Source organism: Larkinella humicola (genome assembly GCF_008727875.1).
Classification (GTDB): Bacteria; Bacteroidota; Bacteroidia; order Cytophagales; family Spirosomataceae; genus Larkinella; species Larkinella humicola.
The window spans coordinates 410,988-426,101 of record NZ_VTWS01000002.1; the positions used below are offsets into that span (position 1 = coordinate 410,988).

Genomic DNA, 15,114 nt, shown 5'->3' on the forward strand with positions numbered 1-15,114 from the left:
GCGGCTATTTTGCCGGTTTGGGTTGCATTCTCCCTCCGAAACCCCCGCTGTGCGCCATCAGACCGGTATTTTTGCAGCGCAATTCAGACATCCCGTTCCGAACGGCCCGACTGTAAACAACACCCTCATTCGCACATGAAACAGTTTCCGACCTTCCTGAAGGCGCTTCTATGGGCTGGCTTTCTGGGAGCCGCCAGCCCGGTTTTAGCCCAGAAAACGAGCGATTCGCTCCCCCTTCGCCTGACCCTTTTTTCCGAAAGCACGTCCATTCCGTTTGCCGACGGCCTGGTTACCCAACCGCTCCATCCCGGCGTGTCGATCGGGACCGAATGGGCGTTGAAACGACGGTCAACATCCCGCCTGGTTCAGGGTCTAACCGCCGGGTATTACCATCACAAAGAAGTAGCGCAGGGCCTTTTTCTGGGTACGGATTTTCGCTATGAACGGCAATTGCCGCTTTCACTGTATGCTTCCATCGGGCTCGGCATCGGCTATCTGCATACGTTCCGAACGCAGGACGAATTCCGGCTGGAAGAGGGGCGTTATGTCCTGAAAAAAGACCGGGGGACGCCCCACGTCCTGCTTTCCGTTCCGCTGGAAATCGGGTTCCGGCTTCGTCCTGACAGCCCCCGGTCTCCCCGGATTTTTGGGCAGTATCAACCCTGGATCGAGTACCCGTTTTCTCCGGATTTCATCCCCCTCATGACGCACACCAATCTAGCGGTTGGGTATCAATTCTTCCCTTTTCGTTAACCCCACTTCGTTATTCATGATTCGCTATTTAGTATTCGCTATTTCCATCGACGCAATGCATAGCGAATCATGAATTCCGAATGGCGAATAACGAAATACATAACCATCACACCCCCATGAACACAACCACCCCTTTACTCAGATCCTTCCCGCTTTTCCTGCTGGCCTTCCTGTTGAGTTGCACCCACTCGGAAGTCATTGCCCCGGCGACCTTCGCTTGTTCCGTCGATTTCAACGACCAGAGCGACACGCACCCCAAACGAAACCGTTTTCAGGCCCTGCTCGACCAGAAAGTCCGTCAGGGCGTACCGGGCATTCTGTTGTCCGTTCAGGACCCGGTCAACGACGAATGGCTGGGAGCCGCCGGGATGGCCGACCTCTACAACCAGATTCCCTTGCAGAAATGCAACATCACCCGCGTCGGCAGCACCGTGAAAACGTTCACCGCCGTGACGGTTTTGATGCTTTACGACGAAGGACTTCTGTCACTGGATGATGCCGTTAGCCAATACCTGCCGAATTCGGTGCTCAACAAGCTCGACAATGGCACGAAAGTGACCGTTCGCCAGCTCCTGAATCACTCGAGCGGACTATATAATTACATCCAGAATCTGCAATTCCAGACGGCTTCGTTGAATGACTTGAAGAAAGAATGGTCGCCCGACGAATTGCTGGCCTATGCGAACGGGAAGAAAGCCTATTTCGCACCGGGAACCGACATGCGGTATTCCAACACCAATTACATTTTGCTGGGAATGCTCATCGAGCAGATCACACAGAAGCCTTTTTATCAGGTTTTTGAAGAAAAAATCTTCCAGCCGTTGCACCTGACCAGCACACAGTTTGCCGCCCGAAACCCGGTTCCGAAAACGATTATCCGGGGTTATGTCGATCTGTACAATGACCTGAATGTGGTCGAAAGCACGTATTACAGCGGCTGGGATTATTACACGGCCGATGGCGGACTGATTTCCAATCCGCACGACATGGCGTTTTTTTTGCACGCGTTATTCGACGGAAAGCTGCTCAAACCGGCCACCCTGGCCGAAGCCATGCAGTGGAAAGAACCGCTCAAACAGGAACCGGAAACCTACAAAACAGCCGCCGGTTTGGGATTTTTCAGGATTGAAACGCCTTACGGAATCGCGTATACCCACAGCGGAGATGCCATTGGTTATTACGCCAACATGCTCTATTTTCCGCAACAAAAAACGACGGTGGTCTACGGTGTCAACGGCAACTACGGGCAAATCGACCCACTGGTTTCGTCGCCGGAAGCCATCAATGGCCTGCTGGAAACGGTGTTTCGGTGACCCCGCTCAGGACGAAATCAAATCCCGGCGGTCAGGCTTTCGTCGGCGTGTTTCCAGGCTTCGTCCAGCCGGGCTTTGGTTTGTACGGCTTTGGCCGTAGCGCCCTGCCCCTGTTGCGCTTTATACAGCCCCGACAGCGCCCAGCCATTGTTCGGAAACTCCTGCAAATCCTGCCGAAACACCTGCTCGGCCTGAGCAAACTGCCCGGCTTTCAGCAAAACCGCACCGAGGGTGTGGCGCACCGAGAAAAACCAGTCCGGCGGTTCGTTGTAATTCAACTGGTCTTCAATGGCTACCGCTTCGCGCAACAGGGCCAGGCTGGCGGGCAATTTCCCTTCCCGGGTCAGCAGTTCGGCCTTTAGCACCCGGCGGGCAATGTCGAGAATGGAACCCATCGAGTTGATGTCCCAGATGGTCATGGCCCGAACTTCCGGGTCGGCGGCCAGTTTTTCGAGTTGTACCAATTCAGTTCTGGCCTGCTCGAATTGGTGTTTTCCGGCGAAAGCCATACCCCGGGCGTAGTGGCGGATGGCCGTCGGATACTTGAGCGTAACCGTATCTTTTTCACTCGTTTGCAGGATTTCGTCCCATCGGGAAAACTTGATGGCGACGTTGTACACAATGGTGTAGTAGTGTTGAAGCGTGGTCCAGCCCGGCTCACTCATCAGCTTCTTTTTGGTCGATTCGGTCACTTTCCGGGCGGCTGTCATGGCCCACTGGCTGTTGCCTTCCAGCGTAGCGGTGGCGGCCCAGAAATGGTAGTTGTGTGGCAGGAGCATCAGCGGATACGAGCCCTGCGCGTGGCAGGCCGTCAGGTACGCGCTGTCTACCTCCACGGCCCGCTGATTCGTCAGGGAGCCCTTGTGGTAGTGGCCCGTGCGGATGTAAATGTGCGACGGCATATGCACCAGATGTCCGGCATTAGGCGCCAGACTGGCCAGAATATCCGCACTTTTCAGTCCGCGCTCCGGCGTTTTGGAAGCCTCCACGGCGTGAATGTAAAAATGATTGGCTCCAATGTGTTGGGGGTTTCGTCGGATCAGATCTTCCAGCAGATTCGTAATTTCCGGTGTCCATGGTTTGTGTTTCCCCGATTTTTCCCACAGATCCCAGGGGTGCAGATCCATCAGCGATTCGGCGTAGAGTGCGGCCATATCGATATCATCCGCAAACTGGGTGTGAACCTGCTTCATGGCGTTGGCATAGGCGATATCGTACGGTTTTCGATCATCGACCGGCTGGGCCGGGTAGCGTTTGGCCAGCGCCATAATAAGCATTTTTTCCCGGGCCGTACAGGGTCCCGATAAACGAAGGGCTTGCTGAATGGCGCTATACGCCCGCTCATAATTGTCCTTTTCCATCCCGGCGTTGTAGTTGGGGCCCAACACATACGCAAACCCCCAGTGTGCCATCGCGCAGGTCGAATCCAGGCGCATCGCTTCGTAAAAAGACCGGGCGGCTTCCGCGTGATTAAACCCGTAGGACAGCATAAAGCCCTGATCAAAATACCGTTGCGCTTCCGCATTCCGGGTTGTGATCGGGAAATGCAGATTTCCCAGGCTATCAAGTTTCGGCGCTTTCAGCCCGGAGATATACCAGTTTTGATCGGTGGGCTCGGTGCGGCAAATCAGGTGCGAAATGGTGGTGGAACTGGTTTCACCAGTCGCAGCCTTTTGTTGCGGCTGGCAGGCTTCGATCAGGCTGATCACCAGGCCGATCAGGAGCAAAATAGAAGGTTTCATGTTGGCAAGTGTGTGTGTGAGAATGAAAGCGTACTCATCACTTCGAAATGGTTTCGACCGCCGTTATGCTATTTGACGAAGGGAACAACGGCCCTTTGATTTTTTTGGCGATGCCGTAGTAGCATCGTGTCCTGGCATTACCAACGCTAATGTACGAAGAAATGCGGGCTGTGGACAGCCCCGGAAAACCGAACGGGTGATCGCTGCCTCAGTGCTTCCGGAGGAGGGTAACGCAGACCACTCCATCAATTCAGCAGGCAGTGGGAACATTACGGTTTAGGGTATCGTTAGAAAAAACCGTTAGTTTGTTCCGTGGAGCAGCCCGTAATCCGAAAAATAATCCACATCGACATGGATGCGTTTTACGCATCGGTGGAGCAGCGCGACAATCCTGCGTTGCGCCAGAAACCCGTGGCCGTCGGCGGATCGCGCCAGCGGGGCGTCGTGGCAGCGGCCAGTTATGAAGCCCGGCAATTTGGCGTTCGTTCCGCCATGGCGTCGTCGGTTGCCCTCCGCAAATGTCCCGACCTGATTTTTGTCAAACCCCGGTTCGATGTCTACAAGGCCGTTTCCAGCGAAATCCGCGCCATTTTTGCGGAATATACGCCCCTCATCGAACCCTTATCGCTGGACGAAGCCTATCTGGATGTGACGGATAACTTAAAAAACATGCCTTCAGCCACGCAGATCGCGGAGGAAATCCGGGCTAAAATCCTTGAAAAAACGCAACTGACGGCTTCTGCCGGGATTTCGTACAACAAGTTTCTGGCCAAACTGGCCTCCGATTATCGCAAACCCAACGGTCAGTATGTGATTAAACCGTCACAGGGTCTGGCGTTTGTCGAAACCCTGACCGTCGGGCAATTCCACGGCATTGGCCGCGTCACGGCCGCCAGGCTCAACCAGCTTGGTATTTTTACCGGCTGGGATTTGCGGCAACAGTCCGAAGCCTTCCTGAAACAGCACTTTGGGAAAGCGGGCAGTTACTATTACACCATCGCCCGCGCCATCGACAACCGGCCCGTGACGCCCGACCGGCTTCGGAAATCTATTGGGTCGGAAACGACCTTCGACCGGGATTTAACCACCGAAGCCGACCTCCTCGCGGGTTTGCAACCCCTGCTCGATTCGGTCTGGCGGTTGTGCGAACGCATTCAGGTGGTGGGGCGCACGGTTACGCTGAAAGTAAAATTTGCCGATTTTGAGCAAATTACCCGCAGCCGCACCACGCTGAGGCCGGTTTCACAGAAAACTTTTCTGGATCGCATCGGCGTCGAATTACTCACAGCACTTTTCCCCCTTTCCAAAGGCGTCCGGCTCCTGGGCATTTCACTCTCCAACCTCGACGCTTCCGACCAACCATCCAGCCAGCAATTGGTGCTTCCCTTTTAGCCGCTGACGGGTCTGAAACCGGGTAAAAAGCGCCATTCTTCCGAATACTGGAATTCGTCCGTTTATTTTCGCCGTTCGATAAATAGATCGCTTTCTGTACAGATTGTTTCGCCTAAATTATAGTCGGTTTTGAACCGGTTGTAAAAACGTACCTCATCTCCGATTTTTCCGAAAATCCGACCGGTCTTCCCGGCCCTTCTCCCTACCTCAACCATGAACACGACTCCTAAACCGAAACTCTACGCCCTGATCGTGGGCATCAACGACTACCGGGCTGACTTAATTTTGCAGGGGCAAATCCGGTTTCCAGCCCTCGGTGGCTGCGTCATGGATGCCCTCAAGGTGCAGCGATACCTGAAAAACGATCCCGCTTTCGAACCGCACGTTTTGCTATTGCAGGACAAAAAAGCCGACAAAGCCAGCGTGGTTCATGCTTTTCGTGAGCATTTGGGCCAGGCGAAAGAGGGCGATGTAGCCCTGTTCTATTTCTCCGGACACGGCACGCAGGAATGGGCCGATCCAACCGTTTGGAAACACGAAACCGATGGTCGGCTGGAGTGTCTGGCCTGTCATTATGACGAACAAACCACTTCCGATTTTCTACTGGCAGACAAGGAGTTGCGGTATCTCATCCAGGAACTATCGGCCAAAAAACCGCACGTCGTTACCATTTTCGACTGCTGCCATTCGGGCGACAATACCCGCAACGGGGCACTGGTGCAAACCGTGTTCAAAGACGAAGCTCCCCGCGAAAAACGCATACCGTTTGCGTTTGCCAAACGCCCCTGGGAGCAGTTTATTTTCGGACAGACGATCGCTGCGGATACGATCCGGCAGCAGGGCGATGCGGTTGCCTTGCCCGAAGGAACGCACGTCCAGTTGTCCGCCTGCGAATCCGACGAATCGGCGGTAGAGGTCAGTGGCGAAGGCGTTTTTACCAAAACACTGCTGACGGTTTTGCGAGCGTCGGCGGGCGACCTGAGCTACTACACACTGCGGAGTCGGGTCCGGCAATATCTGCGGAATGTGTACGAGCAAAAACCACGCATTTACGTCGCCAACGGGGATGATTCGCTGCTGCATACCACCTTTCTCAACCGACCGGGTCAACGGGGGCAATCGGCCATTGGCGAGGTGACCTACAACCGAAAAACCGGCTGGCAGTTGAACCTGGGCGCGATTCACGGCATTACAGTCGAAACCAAATCCATCACGGTTTTCAATCCCGACGACCCCGGCCAGAAATACTCCGCCCAACCGGGCCTCATTCGGGTCGACTCGACGCAATTGCGGTTTGATCAGGCGGTCAATCTGAACCAGAATGCGGTTTTTCAGGCCACCATCGACGGCCTGATGATGCTTCCGCTGCCCATTACCCTCAAAAACAGGGGCGGTTTGCCGGAAAACCAGCAGATGCTGCTTGACAAGCTCTCCAGCGAAAGCGGAGGGCTCATTGTGACCGAAGAACGGGAAGAGTTGGCAAAGTATGTGGTTCACGATCAGGATGGTCGCTATTACATCACCTACCCCAACGACCCTTACCGCCCGCTGACGAACGTGATTGAAACCGCATCCGAAACGGCCATCCCGGAACTGGTGGAACAGTTGAAACACCTGTCCCGCTGGGAATTTATGAACAGTCTGACCAATTCGGGCACCAACCAGCTACCGGGAAAACCGCTGACGGTTGAATTTGCCCGGATTGGGGCAGACGGGCAACCAACGGCGATTTCTCCGAACAATGACCTCCTTCCGATCCACTATGAAAAACAGGCCAATGGCCGTTGGCAAAGCAACCTTCAGGTCAAGATCACCAATCCAGCCAGCAACCAGCGTTCGCTCTATTGCTCGGCGCTGTATCTCTCGTCTACGTTTGAATCGTTCACCGGTTTTCTGAACCCCAAAGCGTATTTGCTGGAACCGGGCAATTCGGTTTATCTGGGTCTGAACAAAATGGACTACCTGCCCGCCACGTTGCAGGACACAATGCGGTTTTACAACTGGCCAATCCGTTTGGAACACATCAAACTGATTGTCAGCACCGATGAGTTCGACCCACAGGCACTGACGCTGGCCACGCTGCCCGATCCGCCCCTGCCCGGCGATGAAAACCGGGGCGGCAACCGGGGCGGTTTTGCAACCGATGACGTATCGGACCGTTCGATTCAACTGACGGGCTGGACGACGCAGTCCTATACCCTGGAACTGGTCAATCCGGAGCCCAATGTGATTCTGGATACCGACCTCAACGCGATGCTCCACGATCCGGTTACAACGCCCTTTGCGTTGGGAATCTATTTCGATGCCCGTCCGGGAACGAACTGGGAAACCGATTACCAGCTCAAACCGGACATTACAGTGCTGGATTCGGCGCACCTGGACGAACGCGGGCTGATCAGCGACCTGGGTCTGGCTGCGGCCAACACGCTGGCCAACCGGTTGCGCAACCGGCAGTATGCGCAGGTAACCAAACGCTTCCCCAACCGCGTCCGGCTGGTTTCGGAGGGCGATTCGTGGTTTCAGCATCCGCTCGTGACCGACACCATCGACCACCTTTCCCGGGCGTTCGCCATCTATTGCGTGGCAGCCGCGGGCGATACGCTCCGAAATTACCAGAAAACCGGTGAATACCTCGACGCCATCGATGAACAGAATCCGGCGTTTTTTCTCATCAGCGGGGGCGGCAACGACATTCTCGGCGATCAGTTCCGCACGTTTCTGAAAGAAAATCCGGATATGAGCGAGCCGCCGGGCCAGAATCCGCGTCGGTTTCTGAATGACAAGGTGTTCGCCGAGCTGGATGCGTTGCGCGACCTGTACAAAACAATGTTTGGTCACCTGAAAATCTATAAACCGGACCTCCAGATTCTGGTGCATGGCTACGACTACGTGATTCCGCTGCAAGTGACCAACAAAGGCTGGCTGGGACGCTACATGATCGAAAAAGGCATCAATCGGCAGGAGGACCGATTTGCCACGATCCAATTTATTCTGGACGAGTTCAACAGCCGGATCAAAACGGTGGCCGAAGCTTTCGAAAATGTTTCCTACCTCGACCTCCGCAAAACCGTCCGGCCCGACCAGTGGTACGACGAAATTCACCCGAACAGCGACGGTTATCAACAGGTGGCGATGAAGTTCATGGAGCGCATCAACGCCGTACTTACCAAACGACCGGAACTCGCGCAGCCCCTGAACCAGAGCCGGGGCGAGGACTTTTTTTTCCCCCTCAGTGGTCGGGGACAGGTAGTGGCAAAGCCTCAATCAGGACCTACGCGGGAGATTGATTCTCCTGCTCCGGAAAAAAACCGCAGCGGTGGACGGGGCATTACCATCAACACGGCGAATGTCGAATATGAAACAGCCCCTTCCAGGTCGTCGCACATTCCCCCACCCGCCTTTACGCCCCCGCCCGCTCCGCCGATCAACAGCCCGGCTGAAGCCAACTCAACGGCCTCTTCGCTTCGCGAAGGCCAGCTTGATTATGACATTCCCGGTTCCATGAAGGTGAATGCGCAAACGACCTGTACGGTGCGGATTGCAGGAAAGGAAGTGGAAGCGGCCTTGTTGAAGATTAGCGAAGAGAGTGTCCATCAGGACATTATCATCGGCAACGAAATGAGTGTTCGGCTGGTCGATAGCTCGGGCGGGGAGTATTTCAAAATTACAACCACCAGCACCGAGCGGCAGGAAATCTGGACCGGCGACGACACCCAGTGGAAGTTTTTTGTCCGACCGCTCAAAGCTGGTCGCCATCCGTTGCTGCTTCAGGTCACCGTACATCTGGGGAGCCGCTCCCGCGATCTGGACGTACTGGAAAAAGAAGTACTGATCAGCAGTGACGATTCGGCCGTTCCCACACCCGACACGAAAGCCTGGAAACGGATTTTATTTCTTTCGGCCAACCCCATCACCCACGAACCGTTGCGGCTGGGTGCCGAAGCCCGCGAGATCCAAGAGGAGCTGCGGGGGAGCGACGGGATTCTGTTTTCCACCAGCCTCGCCGTCACCCCCCGCACGTTGACGCGCTCCATTTTGCAGGAAAAACCGACCATCGTACATTTTTCCGGCCACGGCACCAGCGAAGGGCTGTGTCTGGAAACGGAAAGCGGGCAGTTGAAAACCGTCAGCGCCGAGGCTTTGGGACGACTTTTTGCGGTTTTCGACGACTCCGTGCAGTGCGTGCTGTTGAACGCCTGTTACTCCGAAACCCAGGCCCGTGCCATCGGCGAACACATTCCGTACGTGATCGGGATGCAACGTTCGATTGGCGACGAAGCCGCCATTGCTTTTTCGGCGACGTTTTACCAGGCCCTGGGTTCGGGGCTGTCGATTGTGGATGCCTATGATCTGGCCGTCGCCGGGATGGGCCTGGAAGACAACCGACAGGCATCGATCCCGGTTTTGCTAAAAAAGAACCCCGTCAGCGCCGGTCCGTCGCAAGGTCAAAGACCCTGACAGCGGTTCTTTTTTAGCAAAACCGGAACCAAACTAAAGATTGCGTTATTGTCTAACCCTGTCAGGGTCTTCGACCGTACGACGGACCGGCGCTGACAGGGTTAGACAATAACGCAATCTTCCCGTCCATCGTCGTCACCAGCACCTGCTTGTTCTTCAACGGCCAGACGCGATTGAGCATCGCATTCGACAGTTTGTGCGACCAGAGCAGCTTGCGGTTCCGGCGGTCAATGACGTACAACGCGCCCTCGTCGGTCGGTACGTAAACCAGTCCGTCGCGCTCGGTCAGCGGCCCCGGACTGATTTCGTAGCCGTACCGGCAATTGACAAACCATGCGCCTTGCCCATTGGCCGAGTTGGTGGGAATGGCCCAGACGGAATCCTGCATACACTTGACGTAAATCAGCGAACGGTCTGCCGACACGCCCATCGACTCGAAGCCTTTGTGCTGGCTGGTTTTCCAGATTTCCTTGCCGGTTTCGGCATCGATGGCCGTCACGGTGCGGTCGGGTGTCTGGATGAACAGGCGGTTTTTGACCAGAACCGGCACACAGGCTGCGGGCGAGAAATTACGCATTTTCCCGTTGGTCCACCGCCAGACCGAATCACCGGTTTTCTTGTTCAGGGCATACAATGACGAGCCCCACGAACCGAAATACACGCGCTTTTTGTCGACCACCGGCACCGATTCCACAAAACCTTTGACGCCCGTGAACGTCCAGCGTACCGCGCCATCCGCCAGCGACAACGCCCGGAATTTCCCTTCCGAACTGCCGATAAAAACCACCTTGCCATCGATCACCGGCGACGCCACGATGGGTTGGCCGGTTTCCTGCTTCCAGAGCAGGGTGCCGCTGCGTTTGTCGAGGCAATACACGGTGCCATCGGTTGAAGCGACCACGACCCGGTTTTTGCGAACCGCCGGGGTTGAATAGACTTTCCCGCCCGTGGCAAACCGCCAGCGCACCGCTCCGTCGGCCGTAGAGAGTGCCACGATCTGCCCGCTGGTGTTGGGATAGATGCAGAAACCGTCGCTTTCAACGATACCCGCCCCAATGTCGCTGCTGTCCTGTTTGGCCCAGACCGGTTTTACGTTGGCGTATTGCTCGTTCAGGCTATAGTCGGGACGCGGGTAGGATTTGGCCGTTTGCTGGCTGAAATGATGGTTTTCCAGCACGATGGTGCGCCAGGCGGTTTTTGTTGCCAGGCCGGGCGTCCGTTCGGCAAACGTCATGGTATCGTTTCGCATCGTGACGATGTTGTACCCACCCACTTGATCCTTCGCCCGCAGGTTGGAACGGCCCATCGTTCCCGGAATGCCTTCAAAATTGAGTTCGCGGTTGGCGTGTCCGTGGCCGCAGAAAGCTGCCTGAACGTTGGTTTTCTTGAGTTCGTCAATCAGCAAATACCAGTTTTCCAGCGACTCATCGAGTGGATAGTGGTTCATGAAAATAACCGGCTGGTCGGAACCCTTCAGTTTCCCGACCTCAGACCGGAGCCACAGCACGTCTTCGCGGGCCACCAGCCCCGGCGACATCCGCATGTTGGGACCACTGCCGCAGCCGATAAACCGGTATTTCCCGACGGTGAACGCAAACCGTTCTGCTCCGAATACCTTCCGGAAACTGTTGCAGCCGTTCTCCGACCATTTCGTGTCGTGATTGCCCGGAAAAATGTACCACTTCTTGTTCAGCCCGTCCAGAATCTGTTTGGCAATCCGGAACTCTTCATCCGAGCCAAAATCGGTGACATCGCCCGTAAAAACCGCAAAATCGAGATCGGTCTGGGCATTGATGTCGTTGACAGTTCGCTGTAAATCTTCGGCAGCGGTGGCGGGTGCGCCGACGTGGGTGTCGGTTACAAACGCAAACCGGATGGGTTGGGTGAGTGCCGGTTTTAACCCGAGCAGGGAAACCAGCAGGAGGGCGAGATACTTCATACCGCAAATTACAACCGACAAAACCAGAAACAAGACGCGGGATGAAACCGATCGGCGGGAAGTTCAGTTATGGGAAATACCCGCCGATTGCTTATCTTTTGATTCTCAAACCGCTTTTTCATGGATTGCCTGACCGAACTGAAAAACAATCCGAAATTTACGGGTGTTCCGGACGAACAGCTCCTCTGGCTGGTCGATCGCTCGGAATGCCGCGAGTATCCGGCTGATGCCCTGATTTATAAGCCCGGCGACCCGACCGATCATTTTTTGATTGTGCTGAAAGGCCATATCCGGTTTTACCTCATCCAGCAAGGGCAACAGCAGGAATTGCGGGTGTCGGAAGACGGCTCGCTGGAGGGCGTCCTGCCGTTTTCGCGCATGGTAGAATCGGTGGCCTTCTGGCAAACCATCGGCCCAACGGCGGTTTTGGCCCTGCACCGCGACCACTTCCGCGAAATGATTCAGACACAATTCGAACTGACCGAAACGCTGGTGCATGTCATGACCACCCGGGTGCGCGAAACGACCCGGCAGTTGCAGCAAAACGATAAAATGATGGCGCTGGGACGGATGTCGGCGGGGCTGGCCCACGAGCTGAACAACCCGGTTTCGGCCATTGTCCGAAGTTCCGACACGCTGAAATCACATTTGCACAACACCCCGCAACGGTTCAAGGACGTGATGGCGCTGCGGGTTACCGACGAGATGGTCGACCGGGTCAGCAACCTGCTGTTCCGCAAAACGAAAGGCCCGGCGGAGGGAAAACGCTTATCGCTGATGGAACGCAGCAGCCTGGAAGATGAACTGCTCGACTGGTTTGACGATAACGACGTGGCGGATGGCAGCGAGCTGGCCGAATCGCTGGTTGATTTTGGCTTTACGACCGACGATCTGGACACCCTCCTGGTGGACGTTGCACCGGATAACCGGGCCACGGTTCTGAACTGGCTGGTCAATAATCTGGTGACGGAGCGGCTGGTCACCGACATCGAGGAAGCGTCCAAACGCATTGCCATTCTGGTGGATGCCATCAAGTCGTATACGCACATGGACCGCGGAACCGGTCGGGAGTGCATTCATCTGCGCGAAGGCATCGACAGCACGCTCGTTTTGCTGAAACATAAACTGAAAGAAAAAAACATTCAGGTTGAAGTCAGTATCGCGGACAACTTGCCGCAGATCGAAGCGTTTCCCAGCGAACTGAACCAGATCTGGACCAACCTGATCGACAACGCCATCGACGCCATGAACGAAGGCGGTCACTTACAGATTACCGGCGAAGTGGACCACGAATTTGAACTGATTCGCGTGATCGACGATGGCTCGGGGATTCCGGCTGAACACCTCGACCATATTTTCGATCCGTTTTATACCACCAAAGCCATTGGCAAAGGAACCGGGCTCGGCCTCGACATCGTGCAGGGCATCGTCCGTCACCACAATGGCCGGATTTACGTCAACTCCAAACCGGGAAGAACCGAATTCAAAGTCTGTCTGCCCATTACATCCTAACGCATGAAACTCCCCATCATCCTTGCCGTTGACGACGATCAGGCGGTTTTGCAGGCCATCCAGCGGGATTTGCGGCAGCAATACCGGAAAAACTACAAGATTCTGGCCACCACCTCCGCCAGCGAAGGGCTGGAGACGCTGGTTGAGCTGAAGAAGAAAAACGAAGAAGTAGCCCTGTTTCTGTCGGATCAGCGGATGCCGGAAATGCTGGGCGTCGACTTTCTGCTCAAAGCCCGCAAGACGTTTCCGAACGCCAAAACCGTGTTGCTGACCGCCTATTCCGACATCGAAGCCGCCATCCGGGCCATCAACGACGTTCAACTGGATTACTACCTGAACAAACCCTGGGACCCGCCCACGGAAAAGCTGTACCCGATTCTGGACGAATTGCTGAGCGACTGGCAGTCGAATTACCGCCCGGCGTTTGAAGGGCTTAAGCTGATCGGGTACCAGTTTTCGCCCCAGACACATGAGTTGAAAGACTTTCTGGCGGGCAATCTCTTTCCCTACCAATGGCTTGATTTTGAAACGAATCCGGAAGCCAAACGGCTGGCCGAGTTACACGGTATTCAACCGAACGATCTGCCCGCCGTGTTGTTGGAAAACGGAGCGGTTCTGAAACAGCCGACGATGCCGGTCGTTGGTGAAAAACTGGGGCTGAGTGCCAAAGCCACCCAATCGCTCTACGACCTGGCGATTATTGGCGCGGGCCCGGCGGGTTTGGCAGCCGCCGTTTACGCCGGATCGGAAGGGCTTCGGGCCATCCTGATCGACAAACGCGCGCCCGGCGGACAAGCCGGAACCAGTTCACGGATTGAGAATTACCTCGGTTTCCCGTCAGGATTGAGCGGTTCTGAACTGGCGCGTCGGGCCATTACGCAGGCCACCCGCTTTGGCGTCGAGTTTCTGGCTCCGCACGAGGTGGTTGCCATCAAACCGAAAGGCCAGTACAAACACATCGAGCTGAGCGATGGAAGCGAGGTGGTAGCCCGGAGTATTGTGCTGAGCACCGGCGTTGCTTATCACAAACTGGACTGTCCGGGGCTGGATAAACTGACGGGCGCGGGGGTATATTACGGTGCCGCCACCACGGAAGCCTATGCCTTCAAGGGCAAGCCGGTTTACGTCGTGGGCGGAGGCAATTCGGCCGGACAGGGAGCCATGTACCTTTCCCGAATGGCTTCCGCGGTACACATCATCATCCGGCGTCCCGACCTGACGGCTACCATGTCGCAGTACCTGATCGACCAGATCGAAAAAACGCCGAACATCCACGTTCATCCCTGCACTGCCATTGCCGAAGGACTGGGCGAATCGCACCTGGAATGTCTGATTCTGGAGGATATACAAACCCAGGAGCGAACGAAGGTTCCGGCCAGCGCCCTATTCATTTTTATCGGGACCAAACCGTATACCGACTGGATTCAAATGAACATCATTAAGGACCCGAAAGGCTTTATTGAAACGGGCCGCGACCTGGCGCGATACGACGATTACAAGGAATTCTGGAAGTTAGACCGCGATCCGTTCCTGCTCGAAACGTGCAGCGTAGGCATTTTTGCCGCGGGCGACGTACGTGCCGGAGCCATGAACCGCGTAGCGTCGGCGGTGGGCGAAGGAGCGATGGCGGTCAGTTTTGTTCATAAATATTTAGCCGAAACCTAGTTCCGTTGCCGGAAATCCGGCGACTGTTTTTTCTTTATCATGAGACAAAAAGCCTGCTCCCATCTCAGTGCCGTTGAATCCGTTACGCTACCGGACCGGCCGGCGGTTTGCGTGGAATGTGTCAAAACCGGAGATCGTTGGGTACATCTGCGAACCTGCCAGACTTGCGGGCAGACACACTGCTGCGATTCGTCGCCCAACCAACACGCCACCAAGCACTTTTACGCCACCAGCCACCCGGTTATTGCCTCGGCCGAACCCGGCGAGTCGTGGCTGTGGTGCTTTGTCGATGAGCAGATTATGCCGTATACTGCACCTGCGGTCTGAAGGTTTGGGAACG

9 protein-coding genes are annotated in these 15,114 nt (G+C 55.6%); 7 read left to right on the forward strand and 2 right to left on the reverse strand.

Annotated elements, in window-relative coordinates; translation table 11 throughout:
* The first annotated feature begins 135 nt into the window (after nucleotides 1–135).
* Together F0P93_RS09605 and F0P93_RS09610 are read left to right on the forward strand one after the other, a co-directional pair.
* A complete protein-coding gene (locus F0P93_RS09605; protein WP_150876151.1) occupies nucleotides 136–753 on the forward strand; it encodes a hypothetical protein in 618 nt (205 codons plus the stop codon).
* Between the two features lie 116 nt (nucleotides 754–869).
* Nucleotides 870–2,066 (forward strand): serine hydrolase domain-containing protein, encoded by a 1,197-nt coding sequence (locus F0P93_RS09610; RefSeq protein ID WP_191908768.1) that lies wholly within the window; start codon nucleotides 870–872, stop codon nucleotides 2,064–2,066.
* 17 nt (nucleotides 2,067–2,083) lie between these two features.
* Here the strand turns inward: F0P93_RS09610 and F0P93_RS09615 are convergent, their stop codons facing one another.
* Nucleotides 2,084–3,808 carry a tetratricopeptide repeat protein gene (locus F0P93_RS09615; protein WP_150876153.1) on the reverse strand — a complete coding sequence of 575 codons (1,725 nt, stop codon included), beginning with the start codon at nucleotides 3,806–3,808 and terminating at the stop codon, nucleotides 2,084–2,086.
* 312 nt (nucleotides 3,809–4,120) lie between these two features.
* Between F0P93_RS09615 and dinB the strand changes: the two genes are divergently transcribed.
* Both dinB and F0P93_RS09625 read left to right on the forward strand, forming a co-directional pair.
* On the forward strand, nucleotides 4,121–5,200 hold the full coding sequence (gene dinB / locus F0P93_RS09620; protein WP_150876154.1) for a DNA polymerase IV: 1,080 nt from the start codon (nucleotides 4,121–4,123) through the stop codon (nucleotides 5,198–5,200).
* Nucleotides 5,201–5,413: 213 nt separating this feature from the next.
* Nucleotides 5,414–9,658, forward strand: coding sequence for a caspase family protein (locus F0P93_RS09625; protein ID WP_150876155.1), 4,245 nt, complete (start codon nucleotides 5,414–5,416; stop codon nucleotides 9,656–9,658).
* Nucleotides 9,659–9,719: 61 nt separating this feature from the next.
* On the opposite strand, the gene F0P93_RS09630 is transcribed toward F0P93_RS09625, so the two are convergent.
* Nucleotides 9,720–11,597 (reverse strand): outer membrane protein assembly factor BamB family protein, encoded by a 1,878-nt coding sequence (locus F0P93_RS09630; protein WP_150876156.1) that lies wholly within the window; start codon nucleotides 11,595–11,597, stop codon nucleotides 9,720–9,722.
* A 120-nt stretch (nucleotides 11,598–11,717) separates the two neighbouring features.
* Here F0P93_RS09630 and F0P93_RS09635 point away from each other — a divergent pair, with 120 nt between their 5' ends.
* From F0P93_RS09635 to F0P93_RS09645, 3 genes are read left to right on the forward strand one after another with little or no spacing between them, the layout of a single operon-like run.
* Nucleotides 11,718–13,109 carry a sensor histidine kinase gene (locus F0P93_RS09635; protein ID WP_150876157.1) on the forward strand — a complete coding sequence of 464 codons (1,392 nt, stop codon included), beginning with the start codon at nucleotides 11,718–11,720 and terminating at the stop codon, nucleotides 13,107–13,109.
* A gap of 3 nt (nucleotides 13,110–13,112) precedes the next feature.
* Nucleotides 13,113–14,774 carry an NAD(P)/FAD-dependent oxidoreductase gene (locus F0P93_RS09640; RefSeq protein WP_150876158.1) on the forward strand — a complete coding sequence of 554 codons (1,662 nt, stop codon included), beginning with the start codon at nucleotides 13,113–13,115 and terminating at the stop codon, nucleotides 14,772–14,774.
* Nucleotides 14,775–14,813: 39 nt separating this feature from the next.
* Nucleotides 14,814–15,101: a UBP-type zinc finger domain-containing protein gene (locus tag F0P93_RS09645; protein ID WP_150876159.1), complete on the forward strand. Its 288-nt coding sequence runs from the start codon at nucleotides 14,814–14,816 to the stop codon at nucleotides 15,099–15,101.
* The last annotated feature ends 13 nt before the right edge of the window (nucleotides 15,102–15,114 follow it).